Raw genomic sequence first — 14,796 nt, 5'->3', positions numbered from 1 at the left:
GCCGTGGTGCTCGGCGTTCCTGGGCTACGGCACCGGGGTGCACGCGCCCGGGCGGCGCGCCGATCCGTTCGTGGCCGTGCACCACCTGCTGCTGGCGCACGGCCTGGCCGTGCCCGTGCTGCGTTCCGCGTCGCCGGGGTCGCAGGTCAGCATCGCGCTCAACGGGGGCACGGTGCGGCCGGTCACGTCGTCGGCGGCCGACGTGGACGCCGCGCGCCGGATCGACGGGCTGCTCAACCGGATCTTCTTCGACCCGGTGCTGCGCGGCGCCTACCCCGCCGACGTCGTGGCGGACACCGCGTCGGTGACGGACTGGTCCTTCGTGCGCGACGGCGACCTGGCCGCGATCAACGCGCCGCTGGACGCGCTGGGCGTCAACTACTACCAGCCCGACCTGGTCGGTGCCGCGCCGTCACCGGTCGACGACGGCAGCCCCTATCCGACCGGGGGCCGGGTCGTGCACCACGAGCTGCCCGGGCCGGTGACCGACATGGGCTGGCCGATCGACCCGACCGGGCTGCGCGACATGCTGCTGCGGGTCACCGCGGACTACGGACCGATCCCGTTGTACGTGACGGAGAACGGCGCCGCGTTCGTGGACACCGTGGCGGACGGGCGGGTGCGGGACGTGGAACGGATCGACTACCTGCGCTCGCACCTGGCGGCGGCGCACTCGGCGATGGCGGCCGGGGTCGACCTGCGCGGCTACTTCGCCTGGTCGCTGCTCGACAACTTCGAGTGGGCGCTGGGCTACGGGAAGCGCTTCGGGCTCGTGCACGTGGATTACGCGACGTTCACGCGCACGCCCAAGGACAGTGCCTTCTGGTACCGCGACGTGATCGCGCGCGGTGGCCTCTAGACCTGGGTGAGGCGGGCGGCGAGGTCGCCGGTGCGGTCGAGGACGGTCAGGTAGGCGCGGGCCCAGGCCCGGATGTCGTGGACGCGCAGGTGGGCGCGCATGGCCCGCATGCGCTCCTCGACGTCGTCGCTGCTGGCCTTCGTCGCGTTCGTCAGCACCGCCTTGAGGCCGTCGAGGTCGTGCGGGTTGCAGAGGTAGGCCTGCGTGAACTCGGCGGCGGCGCCCGCGAACTCGCTGAGCACCAGCGCGCCGGTGTCGTCGACCCGGGACGCCACGTATTCCTTCGCGACCAGGTTCATCCCGTCGCGCAGCGGTGTGACGGCCATGATGTCGGCGACGCGGTAGAGGGCGGCCAGCTCCGCCCGGTCGAACGGCTGGTTGAGGTAGTGGATGGCCGGCTCACCGACGCGGCCGTACTCGCCGTTGATCCGGCCGACCTCCCGCTCGACCCGGTTGCGCAGCGCCCGGTTGTGCTCGACCCGCTCCCGGCTGGGCACGGCGACCTGCACCATCACGGTGTCGCGGACCTTGACCTGGCCGCTGTCGAGCAGCTCGCTGTAGGCCTTGAGCCGCTGTTCGATGCCCTTGGTGTAGTCCATCCGGTCGACGGAGAGGATCACGTGCCGCGGGTCGCCGAGGTCGGCGCGCAGCTGCCGGGCGCGGGCCACCACGGCCGGGCCGGCCGCCAGCGCCTCCATGTCAGCCGTGTCGATGGAGACCGGGAAAGCGCCGACCCGCACGATCCGGTCGTCGATCGCGATGCGGCGGTCGCTGGCCTGGAGCCCGAGCACCTTGACGGCGAGCTGGGCGAAGTTGTGGGCGGCCTGGGCCCGCTGGAAGCCGATCAGGTCGGCGCCGAGCATCCCGCGCAGCAGCTCGGCGCGGCGGGGGAGCTGCATGAACAGCTCCGGTGGCGGGAACGGCACGTGCATGAAGAACCCGATGTTCAGGTCGGGCCGTAGCTCGCGCAGGATCCCGGGGACGAGCTGCAGGTGGTAGTCCTGCACCCAGACGGTGGCGCCGGGCTCGGCCAGGGCGGCGGCGGCCTCGGCGTACCGCTGGTTGATCCGCTGGTAGGCCTCCCACCAGCGCCGGTGATAGACGGGCTGCTCGACCGCGTCGTGGTAGAGCGGCCAGAGCGTGGCGTTGGCGAACCCCTCGTAGTGCTCGGCGATGTCCTCGGTGCTCAGGGGCACCGAGTGCATGTGCACACCGTCGAGGTCGGGCACGTGCCGGGCGGGCCCGGTCTGGCCGGCCCAGCCGACCCAGGTGCCAGGGGTCTTACGCAGGATGGGATGGAGGGCACTGACCAGCCCACCAGGCGACCGCCGCCACTCACAGGCGCCATCAGGCGCGATGCTGTCATCGACGGGCAGCCGGTGGGCGACGACCACGAAGGCACTTCTACGCATGGGGCAGCAGGCTCCGCTCGAGCGGTGGCGAAAACGACAGTCACCAATTCCTACTGACGCCACGTTACGCGACGATTACAAGCAGCCGTGCGAAGGGTGCACCGACTGTCCATTTCACCCAGATTTAAGGATTTACCCAAACCCCCGCGCCCGCGCCCGCTGCCGGGCACACATCGCGGACAGCGTCTGGTGAAACGCATGCCGCCGGTTCTGGTCGAGGTTGAGCGGCAACTCCAACGACTCGCCCCTGCGACCTGATGACACCCCTCGACCGGCACCCGCGGCGGCACGACGGGGAAGTACCGGGCGTAGACCCCGGGAGCCGCCGGCACCGGGCTGGGGCGGGCGAGCACCGCGGCCGCGGTGTGCAGTTCGGCGGGGCAGCGCAACGGGTCCACCGCACTCCCTCGGTCGATCTTTGATCTTGTCACCGCGGAGGTGGCAGCGGAGCGTTGTCTGGCGGGAGCGACGGTCGCGCCCCAGGCGGGCCCGAGCAGGGAAAAGCTCTAGACCTTGGCTCCGTCGTCGGGGTCGTAGTCTTCGTCGTCGCCGTGGCGGAGGCGGGAGATCAGGGTGATGAAGCCGGCCAGGATGGCGAGGAAGCCCAGGACCACCACGATCGTCGAGTCGATCGGGATCAGGGTCGGGAACAGGAACAGGACGAAGCCCAGGACGATGCCGAGCAGGCCGGCCACCGCGTATTTCGAGATGCGGGGCAGCGGCGGCGGTGGCGGTGGCGTGTAGCCCTCGTCGTCGGTCGGTTCGCCCGGCAGGTCGTTGCCGAACGTGTCCAAGCCGTCGAGCAGGCTCGGGCCGTCGTCGGTGCGGGGGCCCAGGTTCACGCCCGAGATATCAGTGGCCGACGGGCGGCGGGCCGGGGAGGCCGGCGGCTCGATGGAGCGCGTCGGGTCGGCCGGGGCCGTCAGCGTGTCGGCGGTCGCGTCCGGCAGGTTTTCCGAGGCCGGCCACGGTGCGGTGTCGGGCTCCTTGTCCCAGCCTTCGACGATCTTGGCCCACGCGGCCTCGACGTCCGGATCGTGCCCGTTCGTGCGCTGCGGTGCCTCCTCCTCGGAGGCGAGCTTCGCGAGATAGCCGCGGGCGGTCTCGAGGTGGGTGCTGTCGACGTAGAGGCGGTCGACCGGTCGCGGCGGCACCGTGGTGGTGCGGGTCACGGGGTTGAGGTCGGACGACGGCTGCAGGTAGGCGGCGATGCCGCCCGCGCCGAGCACCTCGAGCAGGTGTTCGCCGACCCGTGGGTCGACGTCGCCGGCCACGGCGAAGTCGGCCGCGTCGAGACCGTTGTCCCGCCGGCCACGGCGGGCACCACCCGCTGACACCGCATCCCCTCCTGCCTGCCCCCGGGGATCGCCCGCGAGCCGTGCCGCCAATCGTGACACGTCCGCAGCCCCTTCCAGTAGTCCGTTGTGGCATGGCGTACGCGCTTCGTAGGCTCAATGTCGTAGCGTCTGCTCGCAGGCACTGCGGGGGAGAAGGGGCATCGGTTGCTGTACTGGCTGCTGAAGTACGTGATCCTCGGCCCGTGGCTCCGCATGATCTTCCGCCCGGTGGTCGAGGGGCGCGACAACGTCCCCGCGACCGGGCCGGCGATCATCGCCAGCAACCACCTGTCCTTCTCCGACTCGATCTTCATGCCGCTGATGGTTCGGCGGAAAGTGACCTTCGTGGCGAAAGCCGAATACTTCACCGGCAAGGGCCTCAAGGGCTGGCTCGTGAAGATGTTCTTCGTCGGCACCGGCACGATCCCGGTCGACCGCGCCGGTGGCCGGGCCGCCCAGGCCGCGCTCGACACCCAGCTGCGGGTGCTGCGCGCCGGCAACCTGGCCGGCATCTACCCCGAGGGCACCCGCTCGCCGGACGGCCGCCTCTACCGGGGCAAGACCGGCGTCGCCCGGCTCGCGCTGCTCAGCGGTGCCCCGGTGGTGCCCGTGGTGATGCTCAACGCCGACGAGATCCAGCCGCCCGGGAAGGTCATCCCCAAGATCAAGCGCGTCCGGATCCGGTTCGGTGAACCCATTGACTTCGCGCGGTACGCGGGGATGTCCGGCGACCGGTTCGTCGAGCGGGCGGTCACCGACGAGATCATGTACGAGCTGATGGAGCTCTCCGGCCGCGAGTACGTCGACATCTACGCGCAGAAGGCGAAGAACGCCGCCGCGCGCGTGCCCGCCCCCGCGAAGGCGTCCGACCCGCCGACCGCGGTCGCCGCCTAACTGGCCAGCGTCGCTTCCGGTGTCGGGCTGCCGGTCAGGCGCAGCAGGCCCGGCGCCCGGTTGCGGGTCGCGAACGCCTGCACCTCGGTCAGCGCCACCTCCGCCGCGGCCCGCTCGCCGGCCTCGCTGAAGCTGCGCACCGCCAGCGCGAGCGCGAGCATCCGGTCGGTGACCGCCGGGATCTGGCCGTAGATGCCGGCCGCCGCCGCGTAGAGCTGGCCCGCCCGGCCGGGGTCGTCGCCGGCCGCCGCCAGGGCCGCGGACACGATCCGCAGCGCCGCCTCGGCCCACGGGGTCCGGTGGCTGACCCGGTCGAGCATCCCGCGCACCCGGACCGCCGCGTCGCGGCCCGTCAGCGCCGCCGCCCGGGCCGCCGCCGACACCCACTCGCCGCTGGCCAGCGCAGGCACGGCCGACCACGACTCGGCCAGCTCGTCGAGGAGGGCATCCGCCTCCTCGGTGCGGCCCTGCAGGGCGCGGACCTGGGCGGCCAGGCCGAGCATGTTCCACCGCGGCCGGTAGAAGCCGCTGCTGCGCGCGGTCTCCAGCGCGTCGCTGACGTCGTCGGTCTCGCCGACCGTCGGCACCGGCTGGTCGCGCAGCACCCGCAGGCAGGCCCGCAGCCCGCGGACCTGCATGTCCCAGCGGCCCTCCGGCGTCTCGACGAACGCGTCGGCGGCGGTGAGCAGCCGGTCGAACTCGCCGCCGAAGTAGGCCCGCATGGCCTCGCCGGAGTAGCTGGTGTTGAGGGTGTGGCCGCCGGGCACCTCGGACGCGGCCTCGCTGAGCAGCTCGTTGGAGCGCACCCAGTCGCCCTCTTCGATCAGCACCGCGGCCAGGTTCTGCACGGCGCGCTTCGTCACCAGCAGCGCGTGCTCGCGGCAGAACTCGGTGACCTCGTAGAGCTCGGGCAGCGCGCCCCGGTCGCCGGCCTGGTAGCGGGCCATCGCGACGGTGATCCGGGCGTTGGTCCGCGTCTCCACGCTGCCGAGCCGCTCGGCGATCTCGGCGGCGGCGCTCGCGGCGGCGATCGCCGGGTCGCGCTCGTAGTTGAGCATGTGCAGGCGACCCAGTTCGGCGTACGCGTCGGCCTTCTCGGTCGAGTCGGGCACGCCGTCGAACAGCTCGACCGCCCGGTCGAGGCAGGACAGCGCCGCGCGGCGGTCGGCGCGCAGCCAGGCCGCCTGGCCGAGCAGGGTCCACGCCCGGGCCGCGGAGGCTGCGTCGCCGTGCGCGTAGAGCCGGTCCGCGAGCGTGACGAGCTGGTCCGGGCCGCCGCCGGTGAGGAACTCGGTGCGGTCGCGGTAGAAGGAGATCTCGGTGCGCAGCAGCTCGAGCTGGAGCCGGCCGGCCGGGTCGGACTGGTCGGCCAGCGCGATCGCCCGCTCGACGTGGTTGGCCGCCGCGTCGAGGGCGTGCAGGGCGTACGCGCGCCGCGCGGCCCGGTGCAGCGCCTCGCGCGCCGGCCCGGCGAACGGGGTCGGGTCGACGCCGAGCGTGCGGGCGATCTCGTGGGCCGCCCAGCGGTGGTGGGCCAGCACCTCGGCGAGGTCCGTGGCGCGGCTGCGGGACAGCGCGTCGAGCCACTCCGCGGTGCGCTCGTGCCGGGCCACCCGCTCGGTGCGCGGCAGCCGCTGGTAGCAGACGTCGCGGACCAGCACGTGGCCGAACCGGAACTCCGGCTGCCCGGCCATCGTCGACGTCGACTGCTCGTGCACGAAGTCGCGCTGCTCCAGCCGGCGCAGCGAGCGCTCGACCGACTCGACGTTGCGGCCCAGCGCCGCGGCCACCGCACCAGGCCAGAACACCATGCCGACGACGGACGCGGCGAACAGCACCGTGCGGTCCTTGGCGTCGAGCAGGTCGACGCGGTTGGCGATGACCGCGTGCACACTGTCCGGCATCGGCAGGTCGAGCCGCTTCTCCAGCGACCAGCCCCGCCCGGACTGGCGCAGCGCGCCCTGCTCGATCAGCATCCGCACGTACTCGTGTGCGTAGAGCGGGTTGCCGTCGGCCAGCTCGACCAGCGGGCTGAGCATGTCGGCGGAGAACGCCGCCTGGCCGAACATGTGCGCGTAGAGGGTCGCGATGCCGGTGTTGCGCAACGGCGGCAGGGTGATGGTCAGCGACCCGGTCAGCGACGCGGCCCAGCCCGGGTCGCGGTCCACCAGCTCGGGCCGGGCGGTGCACAACAGCACCAGCGGCACGTCCCGGGCGGACGCGCCGAGCAGCTCGACGAAGCGCAGCATGCTCTCGTCGGCCCAGTGCAGGTCCTCGAAGACGAGCACGGTGGGGCGGCGGGCGGCGAGCGCGACCAGGAACCGGCGCCAGGCGGACTCCGCGTCCTCGGCGGCCAGCCGGCTCGCGGGCAGGCCGACCAGCGGGCGCAGCGCGTCGATCAGGCGGTCGGCCTCGGCCGGACCGACCAGTTCGGACACCGCCTTGGTCAGCCGCTGCGCCGCGGTCGCGGCCGGGTCGGTGTCGAGGATGCCGGCCTCGGCCTTGACGATGTCGGCGAGCGCGGCGAAGGCGACATTTTCGCCGAACGGCGGGCACCGGCCCGTGCGCCACGTGACCGGCTCGTCGATCAGCCGTTCGGCGTGCTTGAGCAGCTCGCGGACGAGACGGCTCTTGCCGATGCCGGCCCGGCCGAACACGGTGACCACCTGGGGCAGCCGCTCGCGCATCGACCGGTGCAGCGCGTTGACCAGCAGGCCCAGCTCGTGCTCGCGGTCGACGAGCGGCGTGGCGTCGGGCTCTTTGTCGACGTGCGGCCGCCGGCGCGGCGCGACCGCGAGCCAGACCTCGGTCGGCGTCGAGCGGCCGCGCAGGGTCACGGCGGGCTGGTCCTGGTAGCGGACCGCGTCCTTGGTCAGCGAGTACGTGTTGCCGCAGACCAGCACGCCGCCGGGCGGCGCGGCCGACTGCAACCGGGACGCGGTGTTGACCACGTCACCCGCGACGATCGCCTGCCCGCCGTCGCGGGCCGCGGCGACGTCGACCAGCGCCTCGCCGGTCGCGACGCCGACCCGGAACCGCATGCCGGCCGCGTCGGCGCCGTCGGGCGCGAAGCGGGACAGCACCCGTTGCAGCTCGAGCCCGGCGCGCACGCAGCGCAGCGGGTCGGTCTCGGTGGCGACCGGCGCGCCGAACAGCGCCATCACCGCGTCGCCGATGTACTTCTCGACCACGCCGCCGTACTGCCCGACCACCCGCCGGGCGGCCGAGAAGAACCCGGTCTGCATGGCCCGCACCTGCTCCGGATCGGCCCGCTCGGCGTACGGCGTGAAGTCGATGAGGTCGACGAACAGCACGCTGACCCGGCGCCGGTCCTCCTGCTGCTCGCCCGACACCTCGGCGCGCCCGCCGGTCTCGCGCGGCGTGCCGCAGTTGGTGCAGAACGCGGCGTCCGCGGGGATGGGCCGGCTGCACTGACGGCAGGGTGGAGCCAGCTCCGCACCGCAGCCGCCGCAGAACCGGTCGTTCTCGGCGGGGGTCCGGCCGCACCGAGCGCAGGCAGCGAGGATGGCGGACTCCTCCGACTATCAGGATCTCGCAGCCTACCCAGCCCGGCCGCCTGTCAGGAACTGTCCTGTTGGCTAGTGGACAGTCCACCGTGGCGGCCCGTCGGTAGAGTCGGCCGCGGCCGAGATCGACTCTTGAAGGAGACCATCGATGGTTTACGTACGCCTGGAGAAGGACTGGACCGACCAGGCCGGTGTCGCGCACGCCGCGGGGGCGAGCGTCGACGTCGACGCCGCGACGCTGGCGCAGTTGGAGGCCGACGGCACCGTGGCGGGTGACACCGAGGCACAGCGTTGGGTCGGTCCGACCAACGAGGAGCCCGACGTGAAGGCCCAGGGCTGGGTGGGGCCGACGCGCGAGGAGCCCGAGGCCAAGGCGCAGGGCTGGGTGGGGCCGACGTCGCCGCCGAAGGACACCGACGCCGACGAGTGGGTGGGACCGACGGCCCCGCCGAAGCAGACCAAGCCGGACGAGTGGGTCGGCCCGACGGCACCGCCGGCCAACTGATCCGCGCGGGGGCCCTGGCGCGAGCCGGGGCCCCTTCCGCGTCAGCGGTCGGGCATGCCGGCGCGCCGGCGCAGCGCCGCGACGTCGGTGACCACGATGCGGCGGCCCTCGGTGCGCAGCCAGCCGCGGTTGGCGAACGAGCCGATCGCCTGGTTGACGCTCTGCCGTGAGCCGCCGGCCATCTCGGCGAGCTGGCTCTGGTTGAGCTCGATGGTGATCATCGGCGCCTGGCTCTCGCCGGCCAGCCGCACCAGGGTCTTGGCCACCCGACCGGGCAGGTCGAGGAAGACGTGGTCGGCGTTCTGCTCGGTCAGGCGGCGGATCAGCGCGCCCAGCGAGCGCATCACGGCGTCGAGTATCCGCGGGTTGGAGTGCACCAGCTCCATGAACGCCGAGCGCGACAGCGCCAGCGCCGTGCAGTCCTCGATCGCCTCGGCGGACGTCGAGCGGGTCGACGCGTCCAGGAGGGACACCTCGCCGAGCGTCCCGGGTGGACGGACGACGGAGAGGACGGCGCGCTCGCCGGTCGGCGCGGTGACGAACACCGCGACGGCGCCCCGGCGGAGCACGATGAGCGATTCGCCAGGGTCGTTCTCGACGAACAACAACTGGCCTTTGCGGTACGTGCGGGGCACGGCGGCGGCGATGACCCGCTGCCGAACCTCAGGCTCGAGCCCGGCGAACAGCTCGACCCCGGTCAGAGCGTCGCCAGGATCTGGCAGGCGACCCTCCACGGCTCCGACCCCTCCCCGGCTCTTGGACACATCCCACTGACCGACCCATTCAGTCGGCAGCGTCGACACATCAGATCATGTCGTTCCTGTCGCGTGCTGTACACCCCTGAAATCGCTTCCGTGACAGTCCCGTGTTGTCCGTTCGGGCAGGCTCACTGTCAGACCCGCTGCTGGTGGGGGCCGGACGGGGGAACGGCGGGCCCACCGGGGGGACGCGGGGCGGACCGGTCGGGAGAGATCACTGGGGGGTGTCTCTTCCGGCCGTTCGCCCATTTCCCGGTCGAGGCACCCATCAGCAGCGGATAATTTCCCGCCGTGGCAGACGACGCGGTCGCGCTCGCGGCCCTGCGCGGCGGGTGGCAGCACGCGCCGGCCCGCCTCGACCCGGTGTCACTCGGGGACACCACGGCCACCACCTGGTTGGCCACCATCGCCGGCGCGGGTCATCTGGTCACCCGGGTGCCGCTCGGCGAGCGCCTGCGGCTCGAGGCCGGCCTGGCCGCGGCCTGCTATCTCATCGAGCGCGGCGTCGCGGCGGGTGAACCCGTCCGCGCCCTGTCCGGCGCGCTGGTCGCCGAGCACGACGGCGCCGCGTACGCCCTCGTCCGCTGCCCGCCGGGCCGACCGTTGGCCCCCGACGACCCGATCGACCAGCAGTGGTGGGGCGACGCGCTGGCCCGGCTGCACGCGGGCCTGGACGGTTTCGCGCACAGCGGGCTGGCGCCGTGGCACCGGGTCCGCCCCGAGGCGGCACACCTCGACGTCGAGCCCTGGGTGCGGGAGGCGGTCGGGTCCGCGTATGCCGCGCAGACCCGCCTGCGCGTCACGGACCGGCTCACCTACGGGGTGCTGCACGGCCGGCCGCGGGCGGCCGCGTTCCGGCTCGACCCCGCGACCGGCCGCACGGCCGTGGTCTGGTGGGGCCCGGCGGCGACCGGCCCGTTGGTCGCGGACCTCGCGGCGGCGGTCGTGCAGGCCGGCGACATCGGCACGGACGAGCTGGTCGACGGCTACGCCGCCGCCGGGACCGTGCACCGCGACGAGATCGACGCCGCGCTGCCGGTGCTCCTCCGGTTCGATTGGGCGGTCCGGGCGGACGACGCGGCCCGCCGGCTGTCCGCGTCGCCCGGCGACGACACGGCCCGGGCGCTGTTGTCCGCCGCGCGGGTGGCCCTGGAGGGCTAGGAGGTGCCCCGCAGGTGGGCCAGCACCAGCGGGTCGATCTTCCCCGGCACGATCCGTTCCTCGAGGTTCTCGACGCCGGCCCAGCTCGCCAGCGCGTCGTCCAGCGAGGCGCCCTCGTGCCCGGCGGCGACCAGCCGGCCGCGCACCTCGGCCGCCAGCGTCCCGTCGAGCGGCAGCAGGGTGGCCGGGTCCGGCTTGCCGAACAGCAGCTCGTGGATGTCGAGCAGCCGGGCCAGCTCGGGCAGCGGCTCGGCGTGGTCGTCCACCCGCAGGTCGGCCACGACGTCACTGGTGCCGCCGTAGCCCTCGCCGCGGGCCACCACCAGCAGCGCCGCGCTCTGCCGGCCGCGCTTGTCGCCGCCCGCCTCGTCGCCGGCCCGCAGCGCGGCCAGCAGCCGGCGGGCCAGCGGGGCGGCCGGGTCCGAGGCCAGCCACGCCTCGTGCATCGCCGTCACCACCTCGGGCCCGACCAGGATGTTGCCCTGGATCGCGAAGCCGTCGCCGGCCACGCCGCCGGCCCAGTCGTGGCAGTCGGCGCCGGTGTAGGTGGCACCGTCGCCGGTCGCCCCGACGACGCCGACCTGCCGCTGCGTCCGGCCGACGTCGGCGGCGGTCAGGCCCGCGACCACACCCGCCGCGTCCACGCCGGTGCGCAGCAGCGCCAGCCCTTGCGGCCGGTAGGCCAGGTTGGCGTACGACTGCGTGGCGACCGCACCGGTCTCTGCCTCGGCGGCCGGCACGGCGGCGCCGACCGCGAGGAACTTGCTGGCGACGGCGATGCCGTGGGAGTGCCCGTCGGCCGACCGCGCCACGATCGAGAACGTCATGACCGGGCACGGTAACGAATCTCCGGTTGGATGGGCCAGGATGGAGGTCGATGACCTACCGCTACTTCTACGACTGTGAGTTCATCGAGGACGGCCTGACGGTCGACCTCGTCTCGATCGGCGTGGTCGACGAGCACGGCCGGGAGTTCTACGCCGTGTCGACCGAGTTCGACGGTTCACGGGCCGTGCCCTGGGTGCGCCGCAACGTGCTCGACAAGCTGCCGTCGCCGGCGGACCCGGCCTGGCGCTCGCGCGAGCGGATCCGCGACGACCTCTACGAGTTCCTGGTCGAGCCGCTGCGCGGGTCCGGCCCGGGCGGCTCCCTGGAGCTGTGGGCCTGGTACGCCGCGTACGACCACGTCGCCCTGGCCCAGCTCTGGGGCGCGATGCCGGCGTTGCCACGGGTGATCCCCCGGTTCACCAAGGAGCTGCGCCAACTCTGGGACGACCTGGGCAAACCGCCACTGCCCCCGGCGCCGGCCGACCAGCACGACGCGCTCGCCGACGCCCGGCACAACCTGGCCCGATGGCACGCCATGCGGGCACTCGCCCGACCCTGACAGTTCATTTCGCGGTGGGTGGGTCGCGCTGGTAGGCGATTTGCCCGACGACTACAGTGCGCAGTTGGCGGCCCGCCCCGGGCCGGCAACGACGCCGATCAACGATCCTGGGGCTTTCTGGCCATATATGCCCTATGGGGCGAGGATCGCGATCAGGAGGATGAGCAGATCATGCGAATCGGCGTGCTTACCGGCGGCGGGGACTGTCCCGGTCTGAACGCGGTGATCCGGGCGGTCGTCCGCAAGGGCGTCTCCACCTACGGCCACGACTTCGTGGGCTTCCGGGACGGCTGGCGCGGTCCGCTGGAGGGCCTGACCATGCCGCTGGGCATTCCCGAGGTCCGCGGCATCCTGCCGCGCGGTGGCACCATCCTCGGTTCCTCCCGCACCAACCCGTTCAAGATCGAGAACGGCGTCGAGCAGATCAAGAACAACCTGGGCGCGATGGGCGTCGACGCGCTGGTCGCGATCGGCGGCGAGGACACCCTCGGCGTCGCCACCAAGCTGAACGACCTCGGGGTGCAGGTCGTCGGCGTCCCGAAGACGATCGACAACGACCTCAACGCCACGGACTACACGTTCGGCTTCGACACCGCGGTCAACATCGCGATGGAGGCGATCGACCGCCTGCACACCACTGCGGAGAGTCACCACCGCACGCTGGTCGTCGAGGTCATGGGTCGCCACGCCGGCTGGATCGCCCTGCACGCCGGCCTCGCCGGCGGCGCCAACGTGATCCTGCTGCCGGAGCGCAACTTCGACGTCGAGCAGGTCGCGGGCTACGTCGAGAAGCGCTTCCAGCACCAGTACGCGCCGATCGTGGTCGTCGCCGAGGGCGCGCAGCCGCTCGACGGTCAGATGGTCCTGCACAACCAGGAGCTCGACTCGTTCGGGCACGTCCGGCTCGGCGGCATCGGCCAGTGGCTGGCCGAGCAGCTCGAGGCGAAGACCGGCAAGGAGGCCCGCACGGTCGTGCTCGGCCACATTCAGCGCGGTGGCACGCCGACCGCGTTCGACCGGGTGCTCGCCACCCGGCTCGGCCTGCACGCGATCGACGCGGTCAACGACGGCGACTGGGGCAAGATGGTCGCCCTCCAGGGCACCGACGTGGTCCGGGTGCCGCTGGTCGAGGCGACCCGCGAGCTGAAGACCGTGCCGCTGGAGCGCTACACCGAGGCCGAGGTGTTCTTCGGTTCCTGATCGGCCGCAGGCCGACCAGCCAATTCAGCGACGCGCCACGAGGGGGCGGGCAGCGATGACGGACAAGACGGTCGCCGTGATCGGCGCGGGCAAGATCGGTGAGCTGATGCTCTCCGGGCTGCTCCGCGCCGGCTGGCCCGTCGGCCGGCTGCTCGCCACCTCGCGGCGTTCGGAGCGGGCCGACGAGCTGCGCGAGCGGTACGGCATCAAGGTGGTCGACAACCTCACCGCCGTGGCCGAGGCCGACGTCCTGGCGATCGCGGTCAAGCCGCAGGACGCCGCGGCCCTGCTGGCCGACATCGGCCCGAAGGTGCCCGGCGACAAGCTCGTCATCTCGCTCTGCGCCGGCCTGCCGACCAGCTTCTTCGGCAAGCGCCTGCAGGACGGCGTGCCCATCGTGCGGGTGATGACCAACACGCCGGCGCTGGTCGACGAGGCGATGACCGCGATCTCCGCCGGCCCGCACGTCACCCCCGCTCACCTGGCGTTGGCCGAGGAGATGTTCAAGCCGCTCGGCGCCACGATCCGGGTGCCCGAGTCACAGCAGGACGCGGTGACCGCGCTGTCGGGCTCCGGCCCGGCCTACTTCTACCTGCTGGTCGAGGCGATGGTCGACGCCGGCATCCTGCTCGGCCTGCCCCGGCAGGTCGCGCACGACCTGATCGTGCAGACCGCGATCGGCTCGGCCGTGATGCTCCGCGACTCCGGCGAGCACCCCGTCAAGCTCCGCGAGGCGGTCACGTCGCCGGCCGGCACGACCATCTCGGCGATCCGCGAGCTGGAGAACCACGGCGTCCGCGCGGCCCTGCTCGCGGCCCTCGAGGCGGCCCGTGACCGGGCGCGTGAACTGGCTGAACAGAACTCCTGAACACACGTTCGTGGTGATTCATTCACGCCGCTGAGCCTTTCGAACCTCCGCCGCCCGGCCTTACCGTCATTACAGATGGTGAATCCCCGGTTGCAGGGAGGTACGGCCATGCGACGTCTCGCCACCGTAGTCACCGCCACCGCGGCGGCCCTCTGGATCGCCGCGCCGGCCTCCGCCTTCGCGCACGCCAACGTCGTCAACCCGTACGCGCACGCCGCGCTCGACGTGTTGACCCTCGGCGTGGTGACCGCACCGCTGTGGACCGCCTACCTCTGGGCCGGCCGCCGCCTCGCACTGGTGGCGCTGGTCGCGATCGTCCAGTTGCCCGTGGCCGTGCTCGGGTTCGCGCAGATCCTCGACCCCGTCTGGCACGCCGGAGCGCTGACCGCCGCGCTCACCCTGACCTTGTTCTCGCTCGTAACCGTGCGGCGGCTCGCCACCGCCCACGCGGGCCCGACCGTCGCGGAACCCGCCGCCGCGCCGGTCGACTAGCCCGGGCCCGGGACCGGTGCCTCACCCGGGGAACGCTGCCGCCACGACCAGGGATTCGCGGTTCCTGGTAGCCGACACGTGGCGTCAGTGGGGAGAGGGCACCGGCCCCAGGGTGGCCAACTGGTCGCGCACCGCGTCGACGGAGGGGCAGCCCCGGCGCGGTGCGCCCCACCCGTCCGGTCCGGCGTACGCGGTGAACCGGCAGTGCGGTTCGTCCACGTACCCCCAGGCCATGAAGACCGCGACGCCGGCGTAGCGGTAGACGCCGACGGACTCGATCCGGGACCCGGCCGCGCGGCGGTGGAACGTCGCGTGCAGGCCGGGCAGCACCGTGCCGTCGAGGTCGGGTTCGGCGACCTCCCGGTGCACCGTGAACTGGGACAGGTCGGGCAGCAC

At 72.9% G+C, this 14,796-nt stretch carries 14 protein-coding genes; 8 read left to right on the top strand and 6 right to left on the bottom strand.

Annotation, left to right across the window (positions count from 1 at the left end):
- Positions 1–859, top strand: an 859-nt coding sequence (locus tag AB0H87_RS13280; protein WP_360143622.1) for a family 1 glycosylhydrolase, incomplete at its 5' end; no start/stop codon positions are given.
- Here AB0H87_RS13280 and AB0H87_RS13275 read toward each other — a convergent pair.
- A complete protein-coding gene (locus AB0H87_RS13275; RefSeq protein WP_360143619.1) occupies positions 856–2,271 on the bottom strand; it encodes a trehalose-6-phosphate synthase in 1,416 nt (471 codons plus the stop codon). The genes AB0H87_RS13280 and AB0H87_RS13275 overlap by 4 nt on opposite strands.
- 506 nt (positions 2,272–2,777) lie before the next feature.
- Positions 2,778–3,608 (bottom strand): DUF308 domain-containing protein, encoded by an 831-nt coding sequence (locus AB0H87_RS13270; protein ID WP_360143616.1) that lies wholly within the window; start codon positions 3,606–3,608, stop codon positions 2,778–2,780.
- A gap of 165 nt (positions 3,609–3,773) precedes the next feature.
- Between AB0H87_RS13270 and AB0H87_RS13265 the strand changes: the two genes are divergently transcribed.
- Positions 3,774–4,502, top strand: coding sequence for a lysophospholipid acyltransferase family protein (locus AB0H87_RS13265; RefSeq protein ID WP_360143613.1), 729 nt, complete (start codon positions 3,774–3,776; stop codon positions 4,500–4,502).
- Here the strand turns inward: AB0H87_RS13265 and AB0H87_RS13260 are convergent.
- On the bottom strand, positions 4,499–8,029 hold the full coding sequence (locus AB0H87_RS13260; protein WP_360143625.1) for an adenylate/guanylate cyclase domain-containing protein: 3,531 nt from the start codon (positions 8,027–8,029) through the stop codon (positions 4,499–4,501). The two genes, AB0H87_RS13265 and AB0H87_RS13260, sit on opposite strands and share 4 nt — an antisense overlap.
- Positions 8,030–8,177: 148 nt before the next feature.
- Between AB0H87_RS13260 and AB0H87_RS13255 the strand changes: the two genes are divergently transcribed.
- Positions 8,178–8,534 (top strand): hypothetical protein, encoded by a 357-nt coding sequence (locus tag AB0H87_RS13255; protein ID WP_360143610.1) that lies wholly within the window; start codon positions 8,178–8,180, stop codon positions 8,532–8,534.
- A gap of 41 nt (positions 8,535–8,575) precedes the next feature.
- Here AB0H87_RS13255 and AB0H87_RS13250 read toward each other — a convergent pair whose 3' ends face one another.
- A complete protein-coding gene (locus tag AB0H87_RS13250; protein WP_203700828.1) occupies positions 8,576–9,268 on the bottom strand; it encodes a Crp/Fnr family transcriptional regulator in 693 nt (230 codons plus the stop codon).
- 315 nt (positions 9,269–9,583) lie between these two features.
- Here AB0H87_RS13250 and AB0H87_RS13245 point away from each other — a divergent pair, with 315 nt between their 5' ends.
- On the top strand, positions 9,584–10,453 hold the full coding sequence (locus AB0H87_RS13245) for a phosphotransferase (RefSeq protein WP_360143607.1): 870 nt from the start codon (positions 9,584–9,586) through the stop codon (positions 10,451–10,453).
- Here AB0H87_RS13245 and AB0H87_RS13240 read toward each other — a convergent pair.
- Complete coding sequence (locus AB0H87_RS13240) at positions 10,450–11,280, bottom strand: DUF1028 domain-containing protein (RefSeq protein WP_360143604.1); 831 nt, start codon at positions 11,278–11,280, stop codon at positions 10,450–10,452. The genes AB0H87_RS13245 and AB0H87_RS13240 overlap by 4 nt on opposite strands.
- A gap of 50 nt (positions 11,281–11,330) precedes the next feature.
- Between AB0H87_RS13240 and AB0H87_RS13235 the strand changes: the two genes are divergently transcribed.
- The 4 genes from AB0H87_RS13235 to AB0H87_RS13220 all read left to right on the top strand — a co-directional run bounded on the left by AB0H87_RS13235 (position 11,331) and on the right by AB0H87_RS13220 (position 14,400).
- Positions 11,331–11,840, top strand: a complete 510-nt coding sequence (locus AB0H87_RS13235; protein ID WP_360143601.1) for a polyadenylate-specific 3'-exoribonuclease AS — start codon at positions 11,331–11,333, stop codon at positions 11,838–11,840.
- Between the two features lie 171 nt (positions 11,841–12,011).
- Complete coding sequence (locus tag AB0H87_RS13230) at positions 12,012–13,040, top strand: 6-phosphofructokinase (RefSeq protein ID WP_360143598.1); 1,029 nt, start codon at positions 12,012–12,014, stop codon at positions 13,038–13,040.
- A gap of 55 nt (positions 13,041–13,095) precedes the next feature.
- Complete coding sequence (gene proC / locus AB0H87_RS13225; protein WP_360143595.1) at positions 13,096–13,908, top strand: pyrroline-5-carboxylate reductase; 813 nt, start codon at positions 13,096–13,098, stop codon at positions 13,906–13,908.
- Positions 13,909–14,016: 108 nt separating this feature from the next.
- Complete coding sequence (locus tag AB0H87_RS13220) at positions 14,017–14,400, top strand: hypothetical protein (protein ID WP_360143592.1); 384 nt, start codon at positions 14,017–14,019, stop codon at positions 14,398–14,400.
- Positions 14,401–14,484: 84 nt separating this feature from the next.
- Here the strand turns inward: AB0H87_RS13220 and AB0H87_RS13215 are convergent, their stop codons facing one another.
- On the bottom strand, positions 14,485–14,796 hold the full coding sequence (locus tag AB0H87_RS13215; RefSeq protein ID WP_360143590.1) for a hypothetical protein: 312 nt from the start codon (positions 14,794–14,796) through the stop codon (positions 14,485–14,487).

Source organism: Asanoa sp. NPDC050611, assembly GCF_040654855.1.
In the GTDB taxonomy this organism is placed as follows: domain Bacteria; phylum Actinomycetota; class Actinomycetes; order Mycobacteriales; family Micromonosporaceae; genus Asanoa.
This window is presented reverse-complemented; position numbering and strand designations above follow the sequence as displayed.